Annotated in this window: 15 protein-coding genes and 1 pseudogene; 3 read left to right on the top strand and 13 right to left on the bottom strand. The window is 70.6% G+C overall.

The genetic code is table 11. The features are described from left to right. Positions 1 to 33: 33 nt before the first annotated feature. Genes DN771_RS01660 through DN771_RS01650 form a run of 3 tightly spaced genes read right to left on the bottom strand, consistent with a single transcriptional unit; the run spans position 34 to position 1454 of the window. A complete protein-coding gene (locus DN771_RS01660) occupies positions 34 to 585 on the bottom strand; it encodes a TIGR03086 family metal-binding protein (RefSeq protein WP_116995572.1) in 552 nt (183 codons plus the stop codon). Next, a complete protein-coding gene (locus tag DN771_RS01655) occupies positions 586 to 1071 on the bottom strand; it encodes an SRPBCC domain-containing protein (protein ID WP_116995571.1) in 486 nt (161 codons plus the stop codon). Next, positions 1068 to 1454: an ArsR/SmtB family transcription factor gene (locus DN771_RS01650; RefSeq protein WP_116995570.1), complete on the bottom strand. Its 387-nt coding sequence runs from the start codon at positions 1452 to 1454 to the stop codon at positions 1068 to 1070. The genes DN771_RS01655 and DN771_RS01650 overlap by 4 nt, the downstream gene beginning before the upstream one ends. Before the next feature lie 264 nt (positions 1455 to 1718). Here DN771_RS01650 and DN771_RS01645 point away from each other — a divergent pair, with 264 nt between their 5' ends. Both DN771_RS01645 and DN771_RS01640 read left to right on the top strand, forming a co-directional pair. Next, the gene (locus DN771_RS01645) at positions 1719 to 2945 is read left to right on the top strand and encodes a prenyltransferase/squalene oxidase repeat-containing protein (RefSeq protein ID WP_116995569.1); all 1227 of its coding nucleotides are present in this window, start codon (positions 1719 to 1721) and stop codon (positions 2943 to 2945) included. Beyond that, positions 2942 to 3472: a hypothetical protein gene (locus DN771_RS01640; RefSeq protein WP_116995568.1), complete on the top strand. Its 531-nt coding sequence runs from the start codon at positions 2942 to 2944 to the stop codon at positions 3470 to 3472. The genes DN771_RS01645 and DN771_RS01640 overlap by 4 nt, the downstream gene beginning before the upstream one ends. A 21-nt stretch (positions 3473 to 3493) precedes the next feature. On the opposite strand, the gene DN771_RS01635 is transcribed toward DN771_RS01640, so the two are convergent. The 9 genes and pseudogenes from DN771_RS01635 to hppD form a co-directional block, all read right to left on the bottom strand. Next, a complete protein-coding gene (locus tag DN771_RS01635; RefSeq protein ID WP_116995567.1) occupies positions 3494 to 5029 on the bottom strand; it encodes a sulfatase family protein in 1536 nt (511 codons plus the stop codon). Continuing rightward, a complete protein-coding gene (locus tag DN771_RS01630; protein WP_116995566.1) occupies positions 5029 to 5436 on the bottom strand; it encodes an SRPBCC family protein in 408 nt (135 codons plus the stop codon). The genes DN771_RS01635 and DN771_RS01630 overlap by 1 nt, the downstream gene beginning before the upstream one ends. A gap of 45 nt (positions 5437 to 5481) precedes the next feature. After that, entirely contained in the window at positions 5482 to 6279 is a 798-nt protein-coding gene (locus DN771_RS01625) for an inositol monophosphatase family protein (RefSeq protein WP_116995565.1), read from the bottom strand. Between the two features lie 144 nt (positions 6280 to 6423). Next, positions 6424 to 7206, bottom strand: coding sequence for a hypothetical protein (locus DN771_RS29130; protein ID WP_162941368.1), 783 nt, complete (start codon positions 7204 to 7206; stop codon positions 6424 to 6426). 111 nt (positions 7207 to 7317) lie between these two features. Further along, a complete protein-coding gene (locus DN771_RS01610) occupies positions 7318 to 9798 on the bottom strand; it encodes a [protein-PII] uridylyltransferase (protein WP_116995562.1) in 2481 nt (826 codons plus the stop codon). 86 nt (positions 9799 to 9884) lie between these two features. After that, positions 9885 to 11048, bottom strand: coding sequence for a homogentisate 1,2-dioxygenase (locus DN771_RS01605; protein WP_116995561.1), 1164 nt, complete (start codon positions 11046 to 11048; stop codon positions 9885 to 9887). Continuing rightward, on the bottom strand, positions 11045 to 12217 hold the full coding sequence (gene fahA / locus DN771_RS01600) for a fumarylacetoacetase (RefSeq protein WP_116995560.1): 1173 nt from the start codon (positions 12215 to 12217) through the stop codon (positions 11045 to 11047). Before fahA ends, DN771_RS01605 begins: the two co-directional genes overlap by 4 nt. Before the next feature lie 647 nt (positions 12218 to 12864). Then, a pseudogene (locus DN771_RS30800) lies at positions 12865 to 13929 on the bottom strand (histidinol-phosphate transaminase); the annotation flags it as partial. A 28-nt stretch (positions 13930 to 13957) separates the two neighbouring features. Beyond that, positions 13958 to 15082 (bottom strand): 4-hydroxyphenylpyruvate dioxygenase, encoded by a 1125-nt coding sequence (gene hppD / locus DN771_RS01590; protein WP_116995558.1) that lies wholly within the window; start codon positions 15080 to 15082, stop codon positions 13958 to 13960. Between the two features lie 105 nt (positions 15083 to 15187). Between hppD and DN771_RS01585 the strand changes: the two genes are divergently transcribed. After that, the gene (locus DN771_RS01585) at positions 15188 to 15664 is read left to right on the top strand and encodes an Lrp/AsnC family transcriptional regulator (protein ID WP_116995557.1); all 477 of its coding nucleotides are present in this window, start codon (positions 15188 to 15190) and stop codon (positions 15662 to 15664) included. On the opposite strand, the gene DN771_RS29930 is transcribed toward DN771_RS01585, so the two are convergent. Continuing rightward, the gene (locus tag DN771_RS29930) at positions 15658 to 17088 is read right to left on the bottom strand and encodes a hypothetical protein (RefSeq protein WP_193615335.1); all 1431 of its coding nucleotides are present in this window, start codon (positions 17086 to 17088) and stop codon (positions 15658 to 15660) included. The genes DN771_RS01585 and DN771_RS29930 overlap by 7 nt on opposite strands. Between the last annotated feature and the right edge of the window lie 43 nt (positions 17089 to 17131).

Here is a 17131-nt window from a genome sequence, read left to right as displayed (position 1 = left end):
ACGTACCCCGATCCCAGATCGATCGTCAGGTGGCTACGGGGTCCGCCCGATGAACGCGAGCAGCTTGGTCTGCACGTCGGCGTCGTCGGCGACCTCCACCTTGGGGCCGTAGTGGCCGCTCTGGCGGAGCGCCTCGTCCATCGGCAGCATGCCGGCGAGCATCTCGGCGCACCGGCCGGGGTCGAGGCGCTCGTCCTGGCCGGTGGCCCGGGCGAGATCCCAGCGGTGCAGGAAGACGTCGCCGGTGTAGATCATCGCCACCGCCTGGCCGAGGGTCATCCGCCCGATGTGCGGCAGGTCGTACTCACGATCAGCGGTGGCCGGGTCGTCGAGCAGCGCTTGGACGGCGTCGGTGTGGGCGCGCCAGGCACCGCCCGGATCGTCGTCCACCGACGGTCTGGCCGGCAGGGTGATCCCCGTCGACCCCTCCAAGAACGCGGGGAACCACTCCACGAGGTGTCGCACGACGTCGCGGGCCACCCAGCCGTGGGGCGGCGCCGGCCGCTCCCACGCTGCCGGCGCGACCCCTTCGACGGTGGCCGTGAACTCGGCGGCGATGAGCCGGTGCTCGTCGGCCGGGTTCATCTACAGCTCGCCGATCAGGGCGTCGAGCTTGGCGTAGCCCTCCTCGACGCCGGTCTCCATGCCGCTGGCGAGCCACTGATCCCGTCCCTCGAAGCTGTCGACGAGCGACTGGGCATGCAGGCGCGTACGGCCGTCTCCGAGGTCCTCGAACGTGAGCGTCTCGAGCGCCACGTCGTCGGGCATGCCCTCGAACGTGAACGTCTGCACGATGCGGTCGTCGCCGACCTGGTGGAAGCATCCGCGGAAGTAGTACTCCTCGCCGTCGCGGCGGGCGACGTAACGCCACCGTCCTCCATCGGTTGCGTCCCAGTCGAGGATCTCGGTGTCCATGCCGTCGGGGCCGACCCAGCGGGCGAACAGCGCCGGATCGGTGTGGGCCCGCAGCAGCTGCGCGGGTGTGGCGTCGAAGTCGCGGGTCATGTGGATCATCGGGACCTTGGCGTCGGCCTCGATGGTCACCTGGTAGCGGGGGTGGGTGGTGTTCATGCTGATTCTCCGTGTTCGTGTCGTTGGTCGGTTCGTTCGTCGCCTCGCAGTTCGGCGAGGACGGCGTCCAAGCGCTCGTAGCGCGCCTGGGCTTGCTGGCGGTAGCGCTCGATCCATTTCGTCATCAGGCTGAAGACCTCCGCCTCGAGATGACAGGGGCGGCGCTGGGCATCTCTGCTCTGGGTGACCAGTCCGGCGTCGGTGAGCACCTTGATGTGCTTCGACACGGCCTGCATGGAGACGTCGTAGGGCTCGGCCAGCTCCTTGACCGTCGCGTCGCCCGTCGACAATCGGGCGACGATGTCGCGTCGCGTCGGATCGGCGAGGGCGGCGAAGACTCGGGACAGTTGGTCCTCGACCACGGACGCACTCGCTTGGCTCATCGGCTCCCTTTGCCCCTCGTAGTCGTGGATCTTGCTCGTGGATCTGACTGGACTCGACCGCTCGTTGTACTCAACTGCTTGGTTGAGTACAACGTAGAGTGCTTTCGATCAGTTGTCAACCAAAAGGTTGAGGATGGCGAGCAGCGCCGTTCGCGGATCTGACGGGATGTGCCATGACGGGGTGAGCCACGCACATCCAGTGAGACCCACCGGTTCCCGCGGCGTCCGCCTGACGTCACGTTCGGTTGGTTAGCGTCGGCCCGCATGGGTCGGAGCGTCGCGGGCATCGTCGGCCGCGGCGCATTGCTGTGGGGCGTGACGCTGGTCGGGCTCCGCGCCGTCGTCGTCCAGCCCGAGCACTGCGGCGATCCGGACGTCGCGTCGCTGACCGCCTCGGCGCAGGCCGCCGTCGACTGGTTCGTCGACAACCAGCAACCCGACGGTCAGTGGCTGTATCGCTACGACCGCGACGCCGACACCGATCTCGGCGGGTACAACGTCGTGCGCCACGCCGGTGTGACGATGAGCCTCGAGCAGGCCGCCCGGCACGGCCTCGACCGTGCGGCCGATGCGGCCGACGCCGGGCTGGACTGGGTGCTCGACAACCTCTACGAGGGGCCAGGCTGGAAGGCCCTGGCGCCACCGAACGACGACGGTGAGGTGACGTCGGTGCGCGTCGGGGCGACCGGACTCCTCGTCGCCGCCCTCGTCGAACGCCGCGATCGCACGGGCGACGACGAACACGACGCGCTGATGCACGACCTCGGCGCGTTCCTCACCGTGATGGTCAACGAGCGGGGCCAGGTGCTCGGCGGCTGGGATCCGGCGACCGGAGAGCCCGTTCCCGAGAGCTGGAACCAGTACTTCACCGGAGAGGTGTTCTGGGCGCTCGGACTGTTGCATCGCACCTTTCCCGCCGCCGGCTACGACATCACCGCGCTGCGCATCGCCGACTACCTCGCAGCAGAGCGCGACGACGTCGAGGGCTGGTGGCCCGACGTGGCCGACCACTGGGCCGCCTACGGGTTCGCCACGATGGCGACGTGGCCGGGTGGGGCACCGCTCACCGACACCCACCGCGAGTACATCCGTCGCCAGATGGGCTTCCAGAGCCTGCAGATCCGCTGGGAGTCGCAGCGGACCAACAGCTTCTTCTCGCACTATACGAGGGGCCGTCAGACGCTCGGCGCCGGCATGGGCACGATCGGCGAGGCGCTCGACCAGTGGTCGGCCCTCGCCGAGGCCGACGACGACTTCGCCGGATACCGGGCTCCGCTGCGCGACCGGGCGCTGTGCGCAGCGGGCGTCCTTCAGTCGCGACAAGCCGACTCGGACACCGACCCGGCCGAGGACGGCGCCTGGTTCCAGTTCGGCATCACCCAGATGGACGACCAACAGCACTCGCTGTCGGCGCTGCTCGAGGCGATCCCGATCGCCCCCGGTGGCGACGGCTCGCACGACGTGGACCAACAGGGAGGATCGGCACCGTGAACTGGATCGTCGCCGTGGCGGCGCTGGTCGCCGCCGTGGATCTACCACAGCGGGTTCGCCAGCTGCGCGAGTACACGAGCAGCCAGCGCTACACGGTCGCCGCCGGCCTGGTCGCGGTGGGTGTGGTCGTCGCCGCGATCGCCTCGCTCCTTCTCGACGCCCTCGACGTCAGCTCGCCAACGATGGAGGTGGCGGCCGGCATGGTGCTCATCCTGTGGTCGCTGACGGCGTTCTTCCGGTGGTCCGACGATGCCGCGCCCGCTGCGCGGCCCGGTGCCGTCGGCGGTCTGGTGCCGGGCCTGTTCCCGATCGTGTTCACCCCGCCCGTCGGAGTCCTGACCCTCGCCGTCGCCGCCCGCAACGGCTACCCGGCGCCGATCCTCGGGCTTCTCATCGCCGCCGGTGTACTCGCCGCACCGAACGCCGTCGCGGCCGCCATCGGCCGCCGCCCCGCCCGTCTCGCGTCGGCCACGGCCGGCGTCGTCCTCGGCATCGTGATGATGACCGACGGCGTCCTCGCCGTGTAGTCACCGCCGCGCGTCCGGCTGTCAGACGGGGGCTTCGACGCGGCGCGGGGGCGACTTCATCGGGGGCTGGTGGGCGCGGAGGTCGGCGACGAGATCCTCGCGAAGGGCGCGCAGGGACAGGTCGTCCCAGCGGTTGACGCGCTGCAGCGGATCGTCGGCGAGCGAGTAGAGCTCGCCCTCCGTCCCGTCGTGCTGGGTGCCGGGCGCATACACCGTGCAGACCCACCCGTCGCGGGTGATCGTGCGGAGGTGGACCTCGACCCCGAACAGCTCGCTGTCCCACTCGGTGAGCACGCGCTCGAACCCACGGGCCTCGGCGTCGGCATCATCGACCGGCAGGGGCCGACCCTCCATCCAATGCGGGGTCGCCAGACCGGCGATCGCGCAGAACGTCGGGGCCAGGTCGACGTGACCGACCGGGCGCGAGACGGCCGACGGCACGGCTTCCACCGACGGCGCCGGGCGCCAGATCAGCGGCAGGCGCATCAGGGCGTCGACGTGATACGGGCCTTTGAACAAGAGCCCGAAGTCGCCCTGCAGCTCGCCGTGATCGGTCGTGAACACCACGTCCACCTCGGCCCCCCAGCCGAGCGCGTCGATCGCAGCCAGTACCCGGCCGACCGCCTCGTCGATCAACTCGACCTCGACCGCGTTGCGGGCGTTGACCTCGCGGACCTGGTCGGGCGTGAGCGTGGCCGGCACCCACCGCAGGGGCGCCTCGTAGTTGGACACGAGCCGGCCGTCGTACCAGGCCCGCCAGTGCCGCGGCTTGGCGTCGAGCACGGCCTCACGCTCGGCCCGGCCGGAGATGTAGCCGGCGGGCAACGGCACGTCGCGCCAGTCGAACCTGCCCAGTTCCGACTGCGGCGGATCCCACGGGTGATGGGGATCGGGGAAACTCATCCAACAGAACCAGTCGTCGGTGGGCGCCAGCGTCCGCAGCCAGTCGATCGTGCGATCGGCGACCCAATCGGTGTGGTACATCTCCCGCGCCACCGGGTTGTCCCACACCTGCGGGGCGCCGGTCTCACCGCCGCCGAGCGCGTTGACCTCGAGACCGGCGTCGAGCACGGGATAGAAGCCGGCCGCTGCCTCCGGGTGGTGCTCGGCCAGCCAGCGGGCGTAGTGCAGCGGTCCGGCTGGGGTGTGTGTCGCAGCGACGAAGTGCTCGAACCCGCGATGCGCCTCTGGTTGCCCGTCGCGTGCGAAGCGGTTCTCGGCGAACCGGGCGAAGGGATCGAGGAACGGCTCGAAGTGCGGCTTGCCGACGAGAGCCGTGCGGTACCCCGCCCCGCGCAGCACCTCGGCAACGGACGGGGCGTCGACGGGCAACGGCACGCCGTTCATCCACACGCCGTGGGTGCTCGGGTGCTGACCGGTCAGCATCGTCGACCGCGACGGCATGCACACCACCGACTGGGGGTGGGCCCGCTCGTACCGGTAGCCGGCGTTCGCCAGGGCATCGATGTTCGGGGTCCGCGACAACTGGCCGCCGTTGCAGCCCAGCGTGTCGTAACGCTGCTGGTCGGTCGTCACGAAGAGGATCTTGCGGCCCATCAGACGTCCGCCTCCGTCGTCTCCATCTGGCGCTTCAGCTCGGCGAGGGCAGCAGCCGTGCCCCCGCCGATCGTCAGGGCCATCGTGCGGGGATCAGCGTCGGTCGCGTACGACACGACGCACGTTCCGTCGTCGAGGTCGAGCACGTCGATCGTGCCGCGGTGATACGTGAACATCGCTTCCGTGATCCGGTACTGAAAGCGCCGACGGATGGCGTCGGCGACCGTGATCTCCTCCGTCAGCCGGAGCCCACTGCCCAGCGTCACCTTCCGGCACGTGCCCTCGACGACACACTCGTCGATCCCTGGGAACCACTCGTGGAGCCGGGCCGGATCGCCGACCAACGCCCACACGTCCGCCGCGGGCCGGCCGATCCGGACATGATGGCGCACCGACCCGAACGTCACGTAGCGAGCGTACGCTCTGTAAGTGTCCGCTCCGGTACCGAGCGGTCAGGGCACGATGCAGTCCATCGCCTCGCGATGAAGGTCGGCATTGGCCGCGGCGACCACGAATCCGCCGTTCAGCGGCCGGTGGCCGGACAGGTCGGTGATCACGCCTCCCGACGCCTCGACGATCGGGATGAGCGGCACGATGTCGTACGGCTGGAGGCTGGCCTCGACGACGAGGTCGACCTGTCCCATCGCCAGCATGCAGTACGAGTAGCAGTCCCCCCCGAACCGCGTCAGCTGCACCGCGTCCGACAGGCGGGTGAACGCATCGAGCTCACGCCCGGGACTGAACATCCCCGGAAACGTCGTGTACATCACGGCGCTGTCGAGATGTCGCCCGGTCCTCGAACGAAGCGGACGGCGTTCACCGGCATGGGCGAACCAGGCGTCGGACCCGACCGAGGCGAAGGTCTCGTCGAGGTACGGCTGGTGCACCCAGCCGGCGATCGGCTCGTCGCCGTCGAGGAGGCCGAGGAGGATCCCCCACAACGGCGAGCCGCTGACGAAGGACTTCGTGCCGTCGATGGGGTCGATCAGCCAGCGGTAGCGACCAACCGTTCCCGAGACCCCCTGTTCCTCGCCGATGATCTGATGGTCGGGATAGCGCTCGGACAAGCGCCGGCGCAGCAGATCCTCGATGCCGCGGTCAGCCTCCGTGACTGGGTCGAAGCCGTCGGCCCGCCCGGCGTTCTTGTCGTCGGCGATGAGCGCCGTGCGGAACCACTTCAGAGCGATCGCGCCCGCCTCGGCGAGCAACGGTGGCACGACGGTGTCGAGCTCGAGATCCTCCGCGACCATGTGACAACCTCCCTGTCGACGACCGGCGGCAGCGGCCAGGACAGACCGGCGTCAGCGGCCGATTGTGCCGCACCGGACACACCTGCGGCCAGCTCGCAGTTCTGGAGCCCGGCTCGAGGCGAGGCGTTCCGGGGCGGCGGCCGGTCAGCAGGGCTGGGCAAGGACCAAGGTGTTGCTCGTGATCGGCTGTCGGGAGGCCGTCGTGCCGATCGCGACCAAGTGGTCCCCCGCCGGCCAGTTGCCGAGGCACGGCGCCACGACGATGGACTGGGTCCACGAGCCGTTGCCTGCCAGGTCGGTGTAGATCGCAACGTACTCGTCGTCGCCGTTTCGGTGGATCGTCACGGAACCTCCCCGGAGGAGACCCGTGGCGGTGAGCTCCAGGTACAGGCAGCGATCGGCCAGGAAACCACAGTCGTCGATCCGTGGGCTGCCGATGGTCAGCGTGGGCGGGCCCGGCAGGGTCGTGGTGGTGGTGGTCGTGGTGGTGGTGGTGGTCGTGGTGGTGGTGGTGGACGTCGTGGTGCTCGTCGTCGTTGCCTCCGTCGTTGGCGCCTCCGTCGTCGTGGGTGCCTGCGTCGTCGTCGGCTCGGTCGTCGTCGATGTGGAGACTCCTGTCGTCGGAGCGGAGGTCGCCGGTCCGGTCGTCACCGTCGCCGGCACCGTGACGGGTGCAGACGCCGACGGTGGCACCGACGAGGCGCCGTCAGATGCTGCCGCCGGTGGGGGACAGTCCGTCCCTGCCGCCGCCGGATCGGACAACGGCAACGCTCCGAACAGCACCGTCGCGCCGAGCACAACCGCCGCCGTCGGTAGCCCGCGCCGTCTGACCACGAACACGATCGCCGAACCCACGACGATCAGCACGGCCGCGACGACCACGACGGCGGCGCCATCGAGGCCGGTCGCCGGTAGCTGACAGTCCATTGCACCCTCCCACCGATCTGGTGCCCATCAACCAGATCCCACGGCGACCGTAACACCCTCGTCGTCCGGCGGCCTGCGGACGCCAGCTCAGGACAGGTCAGCCGGCTGCCGTCACGAGAGCGACACTGCGGCGTACAACAGGTCGCGTAGCGCCTGATGCTGTTCGATCGGGATCTGGCCGGCGCCGGGTTCGGGCCGCTGCACGTAGAACACGTCGACCACCTCGTGCCCGAGGGTGGCGACCTTCGCCGTGCGGATGTCGACGCCGAAGTCGGCGAGCGAAGCGGCCAGACGGTAGAGCACCGCCGGGCCGTCCGGCGCTCGCACGTCGATCATCGTGGTCGAGTCGCTCGCCTCGTTGCTCACCAGCACCTCGGTCCTCGGCGCCGCCGCGGCGATGGCCCGCCGGCGGGCACGCCTCCGGGCTTCGTCGATCCGAGCGGCCAGCCGATCCTCCAGATCGAGCGAGCCGCCGACCACCGCCGCGAGGTCGTTCTGCACGCGGCCGAACGGCGGCGGGTCCTGATCGGGCAGGATCTGGAACTGCTGGACGGCCACACCGTCGCTGGTGCTCCACGCCTCGGCGGTCGCGATGTCCACCCGGTGCACCACGAGCGTGCCGACGACCGTGGCGAACAGGCCGGCCCGGTCGGCGGCAGCGACGCGGAACACCACGAACTCACCGTCGTGGTCCACCTCGCTGGCCACTCCGCCCCCGTAACGGACCTGCTCGACCAGGTCGGCGAACCGGGCGCCGGGGTCGACCCCGGAGGGTTGCGTCGGGCGCCCGTCGAGCGTCTCGTGGACGCGCCGCACCAACTCGTCGACGAGGGCCCGCTTCCAGGTCGACCACGCCGACGGACCGGTGGCCGTGGCGTCGGACTCCGTGAGGGCGCGCAGGAGATCGAGTCGCTCCGCGGTCCCGACGGCGTCGGCCACGTTGGCCGCCGTCCGTGGATCATTGAGGTCGCGGCGCGTCGCCGTCTCGACGAGCAGGAGATGGTGCTGGACGAGCACGGCGATCGTCTCCACGTCGTCGGGCGCGAAGCCCATGCGCGGGCCGATCAGCCGCGTGAGATCCACCCCGAGGTCGCTGTGATCACGCTCGTAGCCCTTACCGAGATCGTGGAACAGCGCGCCGACCAGCAACAGATCCGGCCGGCCGACGGCACGGACGAAGCCGGCGGCGTTGGCGATCGTCTGCAGCAGGTGACGGTCGACGTTGTAGACGTGGAAGGCGTTGCGCTGCGGGAGGCTCCGAACGTGCTCCCACTCCGGCAGCGCCCGGCTGAACAGGCCGTAGTGCTCGAGCGCCTCGACGACGCCGATCATCGGCTCCCCCGCGCCGAGCAGCCCGACGAACTCCTTGCGCATGGACTCGGTCCACGGCGCCGAGCCGTCGCGCGCCGGCAGCGACCGAAGGGCGGTCAGCGCTTCCCGGCTGAGGGGGATGCCGCTGCGCGCCGACACCCCGGCGACCCGGAACAACAGGGCCGGATCGTCGACGTCGGCCGCGTCGGTCAGATGGAGCTCGTCACCGATCACGGCGAGACCCGGCATCGGCTCGGGCGTCGGCCGCGTCGGCCGGTTGCGCCGCCCGCGTTCGACGATCCGCTCGAGCCGGCCGACACGACGCGGGCCGGCGGCTCCGTCGCCGGCCGAGCCGTCGAGGATCCGCTCCACGCGCCGCCAGAACCGCTCGCCGGCCCACTCGATGCTGCGCGCCGCGGTCGACACGGAGTGCATCAGACGATCGGCGGGATCGGTGCGCCCGCCGCGGTCGGCGTCGCCGTCGACGTGGAGCAGCGGGAGCTCGTCCCCGAAGGCGGCGGCGACCACGTCCTGCTCGTGCAGCGTCAGCACGTCGCTGTGCCGGCTGGTGGCCCGGTGGAGCTCGCAGCGCACGCTGAGCAGGAGGTCGGCGGCGGCGGCGAGCTCACCGAGTGGAGCCTCGAGGGACGCCACGACATCGGCGCGCCCGGACTCGACGGCCCAGCGCAGGACGTCGTGGTCACGTAGCCCGCCCCGACCGTCCTTGAGGTTGGGTTCGAGCAACGAGCTCACCGGCCCGGCGGTCGCCCAGCGTTGCCTGGTGGCCTCCAGCAACCGGTGCAGCCAGGGCAGCGGACGCTTGCGCCATTGCTGCTGGGCGCCCTCACGAAGCTCGGCGACCACCTGCTCGTTGCCGGCGAGGTGCCGGACGTTGAGCAGCGACGTCGCCGTGACGAGGTCGTCTGAGGCGAGCTGGAGCGCGCTTCGTGGCGACTGGACCGCCGGACTGAGCTTCAGCTTGGCGTCCCAGAACGGGTACCAGATACGGGCGGCGATCTCCTTGGCCTGGTCGTCGGACGCCCGCTGGGGGTGCAGGAGCAGCACGTCGATGTCACTACCAGGACACAGCGCGCCGCGTGCGTAGCCACCGGTCGCCGCCAGTGACCACCCCGCCGGCAGCCGTCCGGCGAGACGGACGAGCCACTCGTCGGCCTGGGCGGACAGCGCCGTCGCCAAGGCCCATCCCGTGAGGTCGCGGCGCTCGACGAGAGCGGCCCGCGCCGCTCGCATCGTTGTCCCGTCGAGAGCTGGCGGCGCCATCCCGATGGTCTAGTCGCTGGCCGTGCCGCGTGCTTCGGTTCGCGCGGGCGTCGTCCGCACTCGCGCGGGCCGTTCGGAGCGGTTGCTCAGCGCCCGCCGGCCCAGGACCACGGGTAGTCCGGGTCGCTGATCGCCCGGGCGGCGTCGCTCAGTCCGAGCGGCCGGAACGTGTCGACCATCACGGCGACCTCGGCGGTCTCCGCTTGCTCCTCACTCCGCTCGCGGCTGCCCGGCTGGGGCCCGTGCGTGAACCCGGCTGGGTGCAGGCTGATCGAACCGACCCCGATGCCCGAGCCCGATCGGCTCATGAAGTCACCGGCCGAGTAGTACAAGACCTCGTCGGAGTCGACGTTGGCGTGGTGGTACGGGACCTTCACGGCGTGCGGGTCGAAGTCGAACAAGCGCGGCACGAACGAGCAGACGACGAAGCCGTCGCCGGCGAACGTCTGGTGGACGGGCGGCGGTTGGTGGATGCGTCCGACGATCGGCTCGAAGTCGTGGATGCTGAGCGCCCACGGGTACACACACCCGTCCCAGCCGACGACGTCGAACGGGTGGTCGCGATGGACGTGACGGCTCCATCCGGCGCGCGCGCGGACCAGCACGTCGACGTCGGCACCCTCGACGAGCAACGGTTCGGGCTCGGGCCCGCGCAGGTCGCGCTCCGAGAACGGCGCGCCCTCGGCCAGCTGCCCGGTGGGGGTGAGGTACTTGCGCGGCACGCCGATGTGGCTGCGGGACCGCACGACGAGCAGCTCGACGCCGCTGTCCCCCTCGATCACCCAGCGATGGGTGATCCCGGTGGGGATCACGACGTAGTCGCCGTCGCGGACGGGCAGGCGCCCGAACACGCTCTCGAGCACGGCCGACCCGGATTGCACGTACACGAGCTGGTCGCCGACGGCGTCGCGATATAGCGGGCTGGTGCGCGTCGCGGTGGCGACGCCGATCTCCACGTCCTCGTTGCCGAGCAGGGCCGTGCGGGCGGTCACGGCGTCGTCGCCGGCCGGGACGTCGCCGGTCCGGAGATGGTGCGGCGTGACCGGCAGGTTCGGGCCGAACACCGGCTCGTCGATGTCGACGGATTCGATCGCGACGATCGCACTCGGCGAGTGGCGGTGGTACAGCAGGCTCGACGGACCGGAGAACCCCTCCTCCCCCACCAGTTCCTCGACGCACACCTGACCGTCGACGCGATGCAGGGTGTGCCGCTTCCGAGGGATCGCTCCGACGGTTCGGTAGTACGTCATGGCGCCTCCGGGGTCGGCACGATGGTGCCGGTCGCCTCGCCGAACCCAATGCGCGGACGGTCGCCGCCTCCGCACCATCCGCGGACCGTCACCGTGTCGCCGTCCTCGAGGAACGTCCGGGTGCTTCCGTCGTCCAGGGTGAGGGGTTCGGCCCCGCGCCACGTGAGCTCGATGAGGCTGCCGCGCTCGCCCTTGGTGGGGCCGCTGACGGTGCCGGAGCCGAACAGGTCACCCGAACCCGCCGGCGCCCCGTTGACGGTGAGATGGGCGAGTTGCTGGGCGAACGTCCAGTACATGTGGGAAAAGTTGGTGGCGGTGATCGGGGTCCCGTTGAGCTCGACGCGCAGCTCCAGATCGACAGCCCAGGGCAGAGCCGCCCGCAGGTACGGATCGGGCGGCGGTTCCTGCGCCGGCGGTTCCACGAGATACGGACGCAGGGCCTCGAGGGTGACCACCCACGGCGAGATGGTCGTGGCGAAGCTCTTGGCGAGGTGCGGGCCGAGCGGCTGGTACTCGAAGCCCTGGATGTCGCGGGCCGACCAGTCGTTGAGGAGCACGACACCGAAGACGTGGCGGTCGGCGTGGTCGGGTTCGATGCGCGCGGCCGGTTGACCGCCGACCAGGAACCCGACCTCCAGCTCGATGTCGAGCGCTCGGGTCGGCGTGAGCCGGCCGGTTCCCGATGCGTCGGCGACGAGCCCGGCCGGGCGTTCCACGGGGGTTCCGCTGACGACCACGGTGCGGGCCCGTCCGTGATAGGCGACGGGGAGCTGCCGCCAGTTGGGCAGGAGCGGCTCGCTGTCCGGGCGCAGGATGCGGCCGAGGTTCGTGGCGTGGTGGATCGACGAGTAGAAGTCGATGTAGTCGACGACGTCGATCGGCATCAGCACCTGCACGTCGGCGATCGGGTGGACGACGTCGGGTCGTTCGGGTCCGGTGAGCAACTCGGCGACGCGCTCGCGCACGGCCCCGCCATGGCCGCTGGCCATCAGCGCGTTCAGCGACGGCCGGGCGGCGAGGTCGGGCTCGATCCCGGCGGCGGCCACGTCGACGACGTGGTCACCGATGCGGACGCCGACGCGGGGCTCCTCGTCACGCGGCCGGAAGATGCCGAACGGGAGGTTCTCGATCGGGAAGTCCGACCCCTCCGGGACGTCGACCCAGGACATCACGGCGGCTCCCGTCCGGAGTCCAGCGAGCGCCAGAGAGCGTCCCGGCGTTCGAGCGGGGAGGCGACTGGAGCGCTGGCGGAAGGAGCCGGCGCCCCGGCCTGCGTGGCCGGGGAACGGTGCAGAATCGAATCGAGCTGGTCGGCGTGCTCTTCGTAGTGGCCAACGTGGAAATGACGGAGCTGATCGTCGAGATCCATCACCCCGAGTGTCTCATGGACACCGGCGCGTTCCCAGTCTTCATTCGTCATCCCGGCGAGCAATTCGGCGAGACGCCCCGCCGACGCGGTGACGACGGCGAGGTGCTCGGCCGGGTCGTCGTGGCGTCCGCGTTCGATCGCCTCGATGCGCCCGGCATCTCGGCGGGTGCGTCCGAACGGCACCGGCTCCGTCGAGGCCGCGTCGAGGATCGCCGTCAGCTGACCGAGCCAGTACTGGCCGAACTCGGCGACGTGGGCCCAGACCTGCCCGGCGTCCCACGTCTCGTCCTCGCCCGGCACGGGTGCCGTGCGACCGGGATGCTCGCGGTCGAGGTGTGACGCGAGGCGCGTCATCGCCGACTCCAGCCGGTCGAGCCATCGGGCTGCCCGCTGGGCCTGCTGTCCCGTCGCGATCGTCCAACCGCTGAGCAGGTCGGGGGCATCGTTCAGGCACGCCTCGAGGGCGGCGAGGAAGCGGTCGTTCTCGGCCGGCGTTCCGACCGTGACCCGCACGCCACCGTCGAGCGGCCGGGTGACGACGCCACGCCGTTCGAGCGCCTCGGCGAGCGGATGCGCTCCGGAGCCGGCGGCGAGCCACCAGAAGTTGCCGTGGCTCACCGGTACCCCGACGCCGAGATGGCGCAGCGCTCGGGCGACCCGGTCCCGCTCGGCGACGACGATGGCGCACCGGCGGCGGACCTCGTCGTCCTGTTCGAACGCGGCGAGTGCGCCGGCCTGGCCGGCGGCGTTCACTCCGAACGGTGTGGCGCAGGCGTCGACGGCCGCGATGACCAGCGGGTCGGCGACGAGGAATCCCACCCGCAACCCGGCGAGCCCGTAGGCCTTCGACATCGAGCGCAGGACGGCGACGTTGGGCCGGTCCGCGTAGCGGGCGATGGCGTCGGGGACCGAGACGTCGGTGACGAACTCGCGGTATGCCTCGTCGATCACGACGAGGCACTGTTCGGGGGCCGCGTCGACGATCCGATCGAGCTCGGTGGCGGTGAGCGCGGTCGATGTCGGGTTGTTGGGATTGGCGAGCAGGACGAGCATGGTGCGCTCGGACATCGCCGCGATCACGGCATCGGTGTCGAAGCGTTGGCGGACGAGCGGGACGGCGACCGGTGTCGCCCCGGCGAGCCCCGTGAACTGCGGATAGGCGATGAAGCTCGGCCACGGATACACGACCTCGTCGCCCGGGCCGGCGACGGCGAGAGCCAGTTGCTCGAGCAGCCCGACGGCGCCCGGACCGACGGCGACGTGGTCGCGGTCCACGCCGACGCGGTGGGCGAAGCATCGGGCGACGGCGTCGGCCGTGTGGTCGGCGTAGCGGTTGATCCCGCCAAGGACCGCGGACACGGCATCGGCGACGCCCGGCAGCGGCCCGAACGGCGTCTCGTTGGACGCCAGCTTGACGGCCGAGTCGAGCCCGTACGCCGCCATCGCGTCCGCTTCCGAACGTCCGGGCTGATACCGCGGCAGCCCGGCCACCCGGGGATGGGGCCTCACCACGTTTCCGCCCCCATCAAGGAGCGCTGCATCACAGATTGCCGCGGCGGGCTTGGTCGCGCTCGATGGCCTCGAACAACGCCTTGAAGTTGCCCTCGCCGAATCCCTTCGCGCCGTGCCGTTCGATGATCTCGAAGAAGACGGCGGGGCGATCGGTGATCGTCTCGGTGAAGATCTGCAGCAGGTAGCCGTCGTGGTCCTTGTCGCCGAGGATGTTCAGGCGCTGCAGTTCCGGCCACGGCAGGTCGAACTCGGCGAGGCGCTGCTTGGCCTCGGCGTAGTACGTGTCGGGCACGGTCATGAACCGCACGCCGCGATCGCGGAGCGCCTGGACGGCGGCGACGATGTCGTCGGTGCGCAGGGCGATGTGCTGAACACCGGCGCCGTCGTAGTGCTCGATGTACTCCTGGATCTGGCTCTTCTTGCGGCCTTCGGCCGGCTCGTTGATCGGCATGACGATCTTGCTGCCGTCCCAGACGACGGTGGACATCAGCGCCGAGTACTCGGTGCGGATCTGGTCGTCGTCGAAGTGGACCAGCGGTGAGAAGCCCATGACGTCGGCGTAGAACTGCACCCACGTGTCGAGCTGGCCCTCGGCGACGTTGCCGACGACGTGGTCGATGGCGACGAGGCCCACCGCCGGGCCGACCGTGGGGTTGGGCAGGTTGTCGTTCGTGTAGCCCGGCTCGAGCCCGCCCCGGTACCTGTGGCGGTCGACGAACGTGTGCACCGTCTCGCCGTACGTGGCCACCTGGGCCAACTCGAGATCGCCGTTGTCGTCGTGCTCGATCCACGGCTCGCGGACGCTTCGCGCACCACGGTTGATCGCCGCCTCGTACGTCGCACGGGCGTCGTCGACCACCCAGGCGAGGTCGTGGACGCCGTCGCCGTGGGTACGGACGTGGTCGGCGATGGGTGAGCCGGCCTCGAGGGCGCCGGACACCACGAGGCGGATGTCGCCCTGTTCGAGCACATAGCTGGCCTTGTCGCGGCGTCCAGTTTCGGGACCGGCGTAACCGGTGCAGCGGAACCCGAACGCCGACATGAGGAACCCGGCGGTGGTGCGGGCGTTGCCGACCCAGAACTCGATGCAGTCCCAACCGCGGAGGTGGGCGGCGGGCGGCACGGCGGTTGCTGCGGTCGTTGGTGCGCTCATATGCGTACGGAAGCCGATCGATCATGTGTGGTCAACATGCCGAGCGCGGCCAGCGCATGTTGTCGATGAATCGGCAAGATGCTGAACACTTTGTAGTGTCGAGCCATGGCGATCACCGATCGCGACCTGATGGACGCACTGGCCCCGCTCACCAGGCCGAACATGCTCGAGCTGTCCCGGCGTCTCGGCGTCGCCCGCAACACCCTGCAGGCCCGCCTCGACCGATTGCAGCGAGATGGCGTCGTGGCCGGCTACGAGCCGGTCGTCGATCTCAAGGCGGCCGGGTTCGGGGTGTTGGCCTTCATGACGCTCGAGATCGCCCAGGGCCAGGAGTCCTCGGCCCTCCACGTCATCGGCACCGTGCCCGAGGTATTGGAGGTGCACAAGATCACCGGGCCGGGCGATCTCTTCTGCCGGGTCGTCGCCCGTGACAACGAGCATCTGCACGACGTGGTCGAGGCCGTGCTCACCGCTCCCGGGGTGACGCGAACGACGACGACGCTCGTCCTCAACTCGCCGGTGAACCGCGTGTCGCCGAGCAGCGCAGCCGTGGCCGCGCTGCTCGGGACGAACGATCAGTAGTTGACGACGTTGTTGACGATCTCGGGGACGAGGCTGGTCAGCAGGGCGTAGGCGTGGCCGTCGGTGAGCGTGCCGGCGGGACCCGACACCGTGAACGTGACGACGAGCCCGCTGCGGTGCCACGTGGCGTAGCAGGCGACGGCCGGAGCGGGCGTCGCCGGGCACCCCGCGGCGAACTCCCCGCCGACCGCCGGGTCGGGCGTGGCGGACGGGGCGCCGAGACCGAGGCTCTGCACGTAGGTGGCGAATGGGTCGGCGTTGAGGGCGAACGCCGAGACGAGCACCGTGGTGGTCGCCGGATCACTCGCCCCGGGCCCGCAGACGACGCGCACGTCGGTGCTCGAGGTGTCGGCCGAGATCGAAGGCCGGAAGACCGAGCCGTCGTGGGTGACGCCGTAGGCGGCGAGCTGGGCGGTGATCCGATCACCGGCGATGAACGGGCACGGCGAGTCGCCGCCGAGCGTGCCGGCCGTGGCGTCCTGCGAGATGACGCGGGCCTTGGCCACGGCCGACGCCAACAGGCTGTCGCTGATCGGAGCCGGCGCGACCGTCGGGGCGGGCGTCGGCGCTGCGGTCGGCGGAGGCGTCGGGGCCGCGGTCGGAGGAGGCGTCGGCGCCACCGTCGGGGCCGGCGTCGGAGCCACCGTCGGGGCCGGCGTCGGAGCCACCGTCGGGGCCGGCGTCGGAGCGACGGTCGGGGCCGGTGTCGGCGCAACGGTCGTCGGCGAGCTGCTGGCGGACTGGTAGGCCGCGAGTGTGCTCACCGCTTCGGGGATCATCGACACCATGAACTGCTCGGCCTTGGCGTCGTCGACGGGATCGTCGGGGGCCGCCATGAAGTAGAAGAAGAGGAACCCGGAACGCAGCCAGGCGCCGAAGCACATCACGCGCGGGCGGCCGCTGCCGCACTGGGCGACGATCTCGCCGCCGAGCGTCGGCTCGGGATGGATCGACACCTCGAGCGTGAGCCCGAGTGCATCGACCAGCTGCTGGAGGCTCGTGATGTCGACGCGATGGGCTTCCATCTGGAACGCGAACGGTGCTGCCGGATCCGGCGTGTCGATGAAGTCACCCGGGTTGGGCCCGCACACGGCGCCGAGGCCGCCGATGTCGTCGAACGACGACGCGTCGGCGATGTATCCGTTCAAGGTCCCGGCCCAGCCGAGCTGACCCATGTAGAAGCCGACCTTGTCGGACGTGAGGATCGGACACACCCCGGGGGCGGCGGTGCCGGCGATGTCGTCGAGGCCGTACATCACCAGGCCGAGCTTGGCCAGCTCGAGCTGGGAGTCGTCGATGGCGACTTGGGCAGGGGCGGGGGCGGCCGCTGAGGTCGTCCCCGCTCCGAAAGCAGCCAGCGTGGCCGTAGTGGCGGCGATCGCCGTCGCGACACGCAGGACCCGGAAAGGCTTGGTGATGTTCACGGGTTACTCAGACGCTCGCCGCGAGCGATTGGTGTGTTGTGGT

Origin of the sequence: Desertimonas flava (genome assembly GCF_003426815.1) — a bacterium.
Lineage (GTDB): Bacteria > Actinomycetota > Acidimicrobiia > Acidimicrobiales > Ilumatobacteraceae > Desertimonas > Desertimonas flava.
This window is presented reverse-complemented; position numbering and strand designations above follow the sequence as displayed.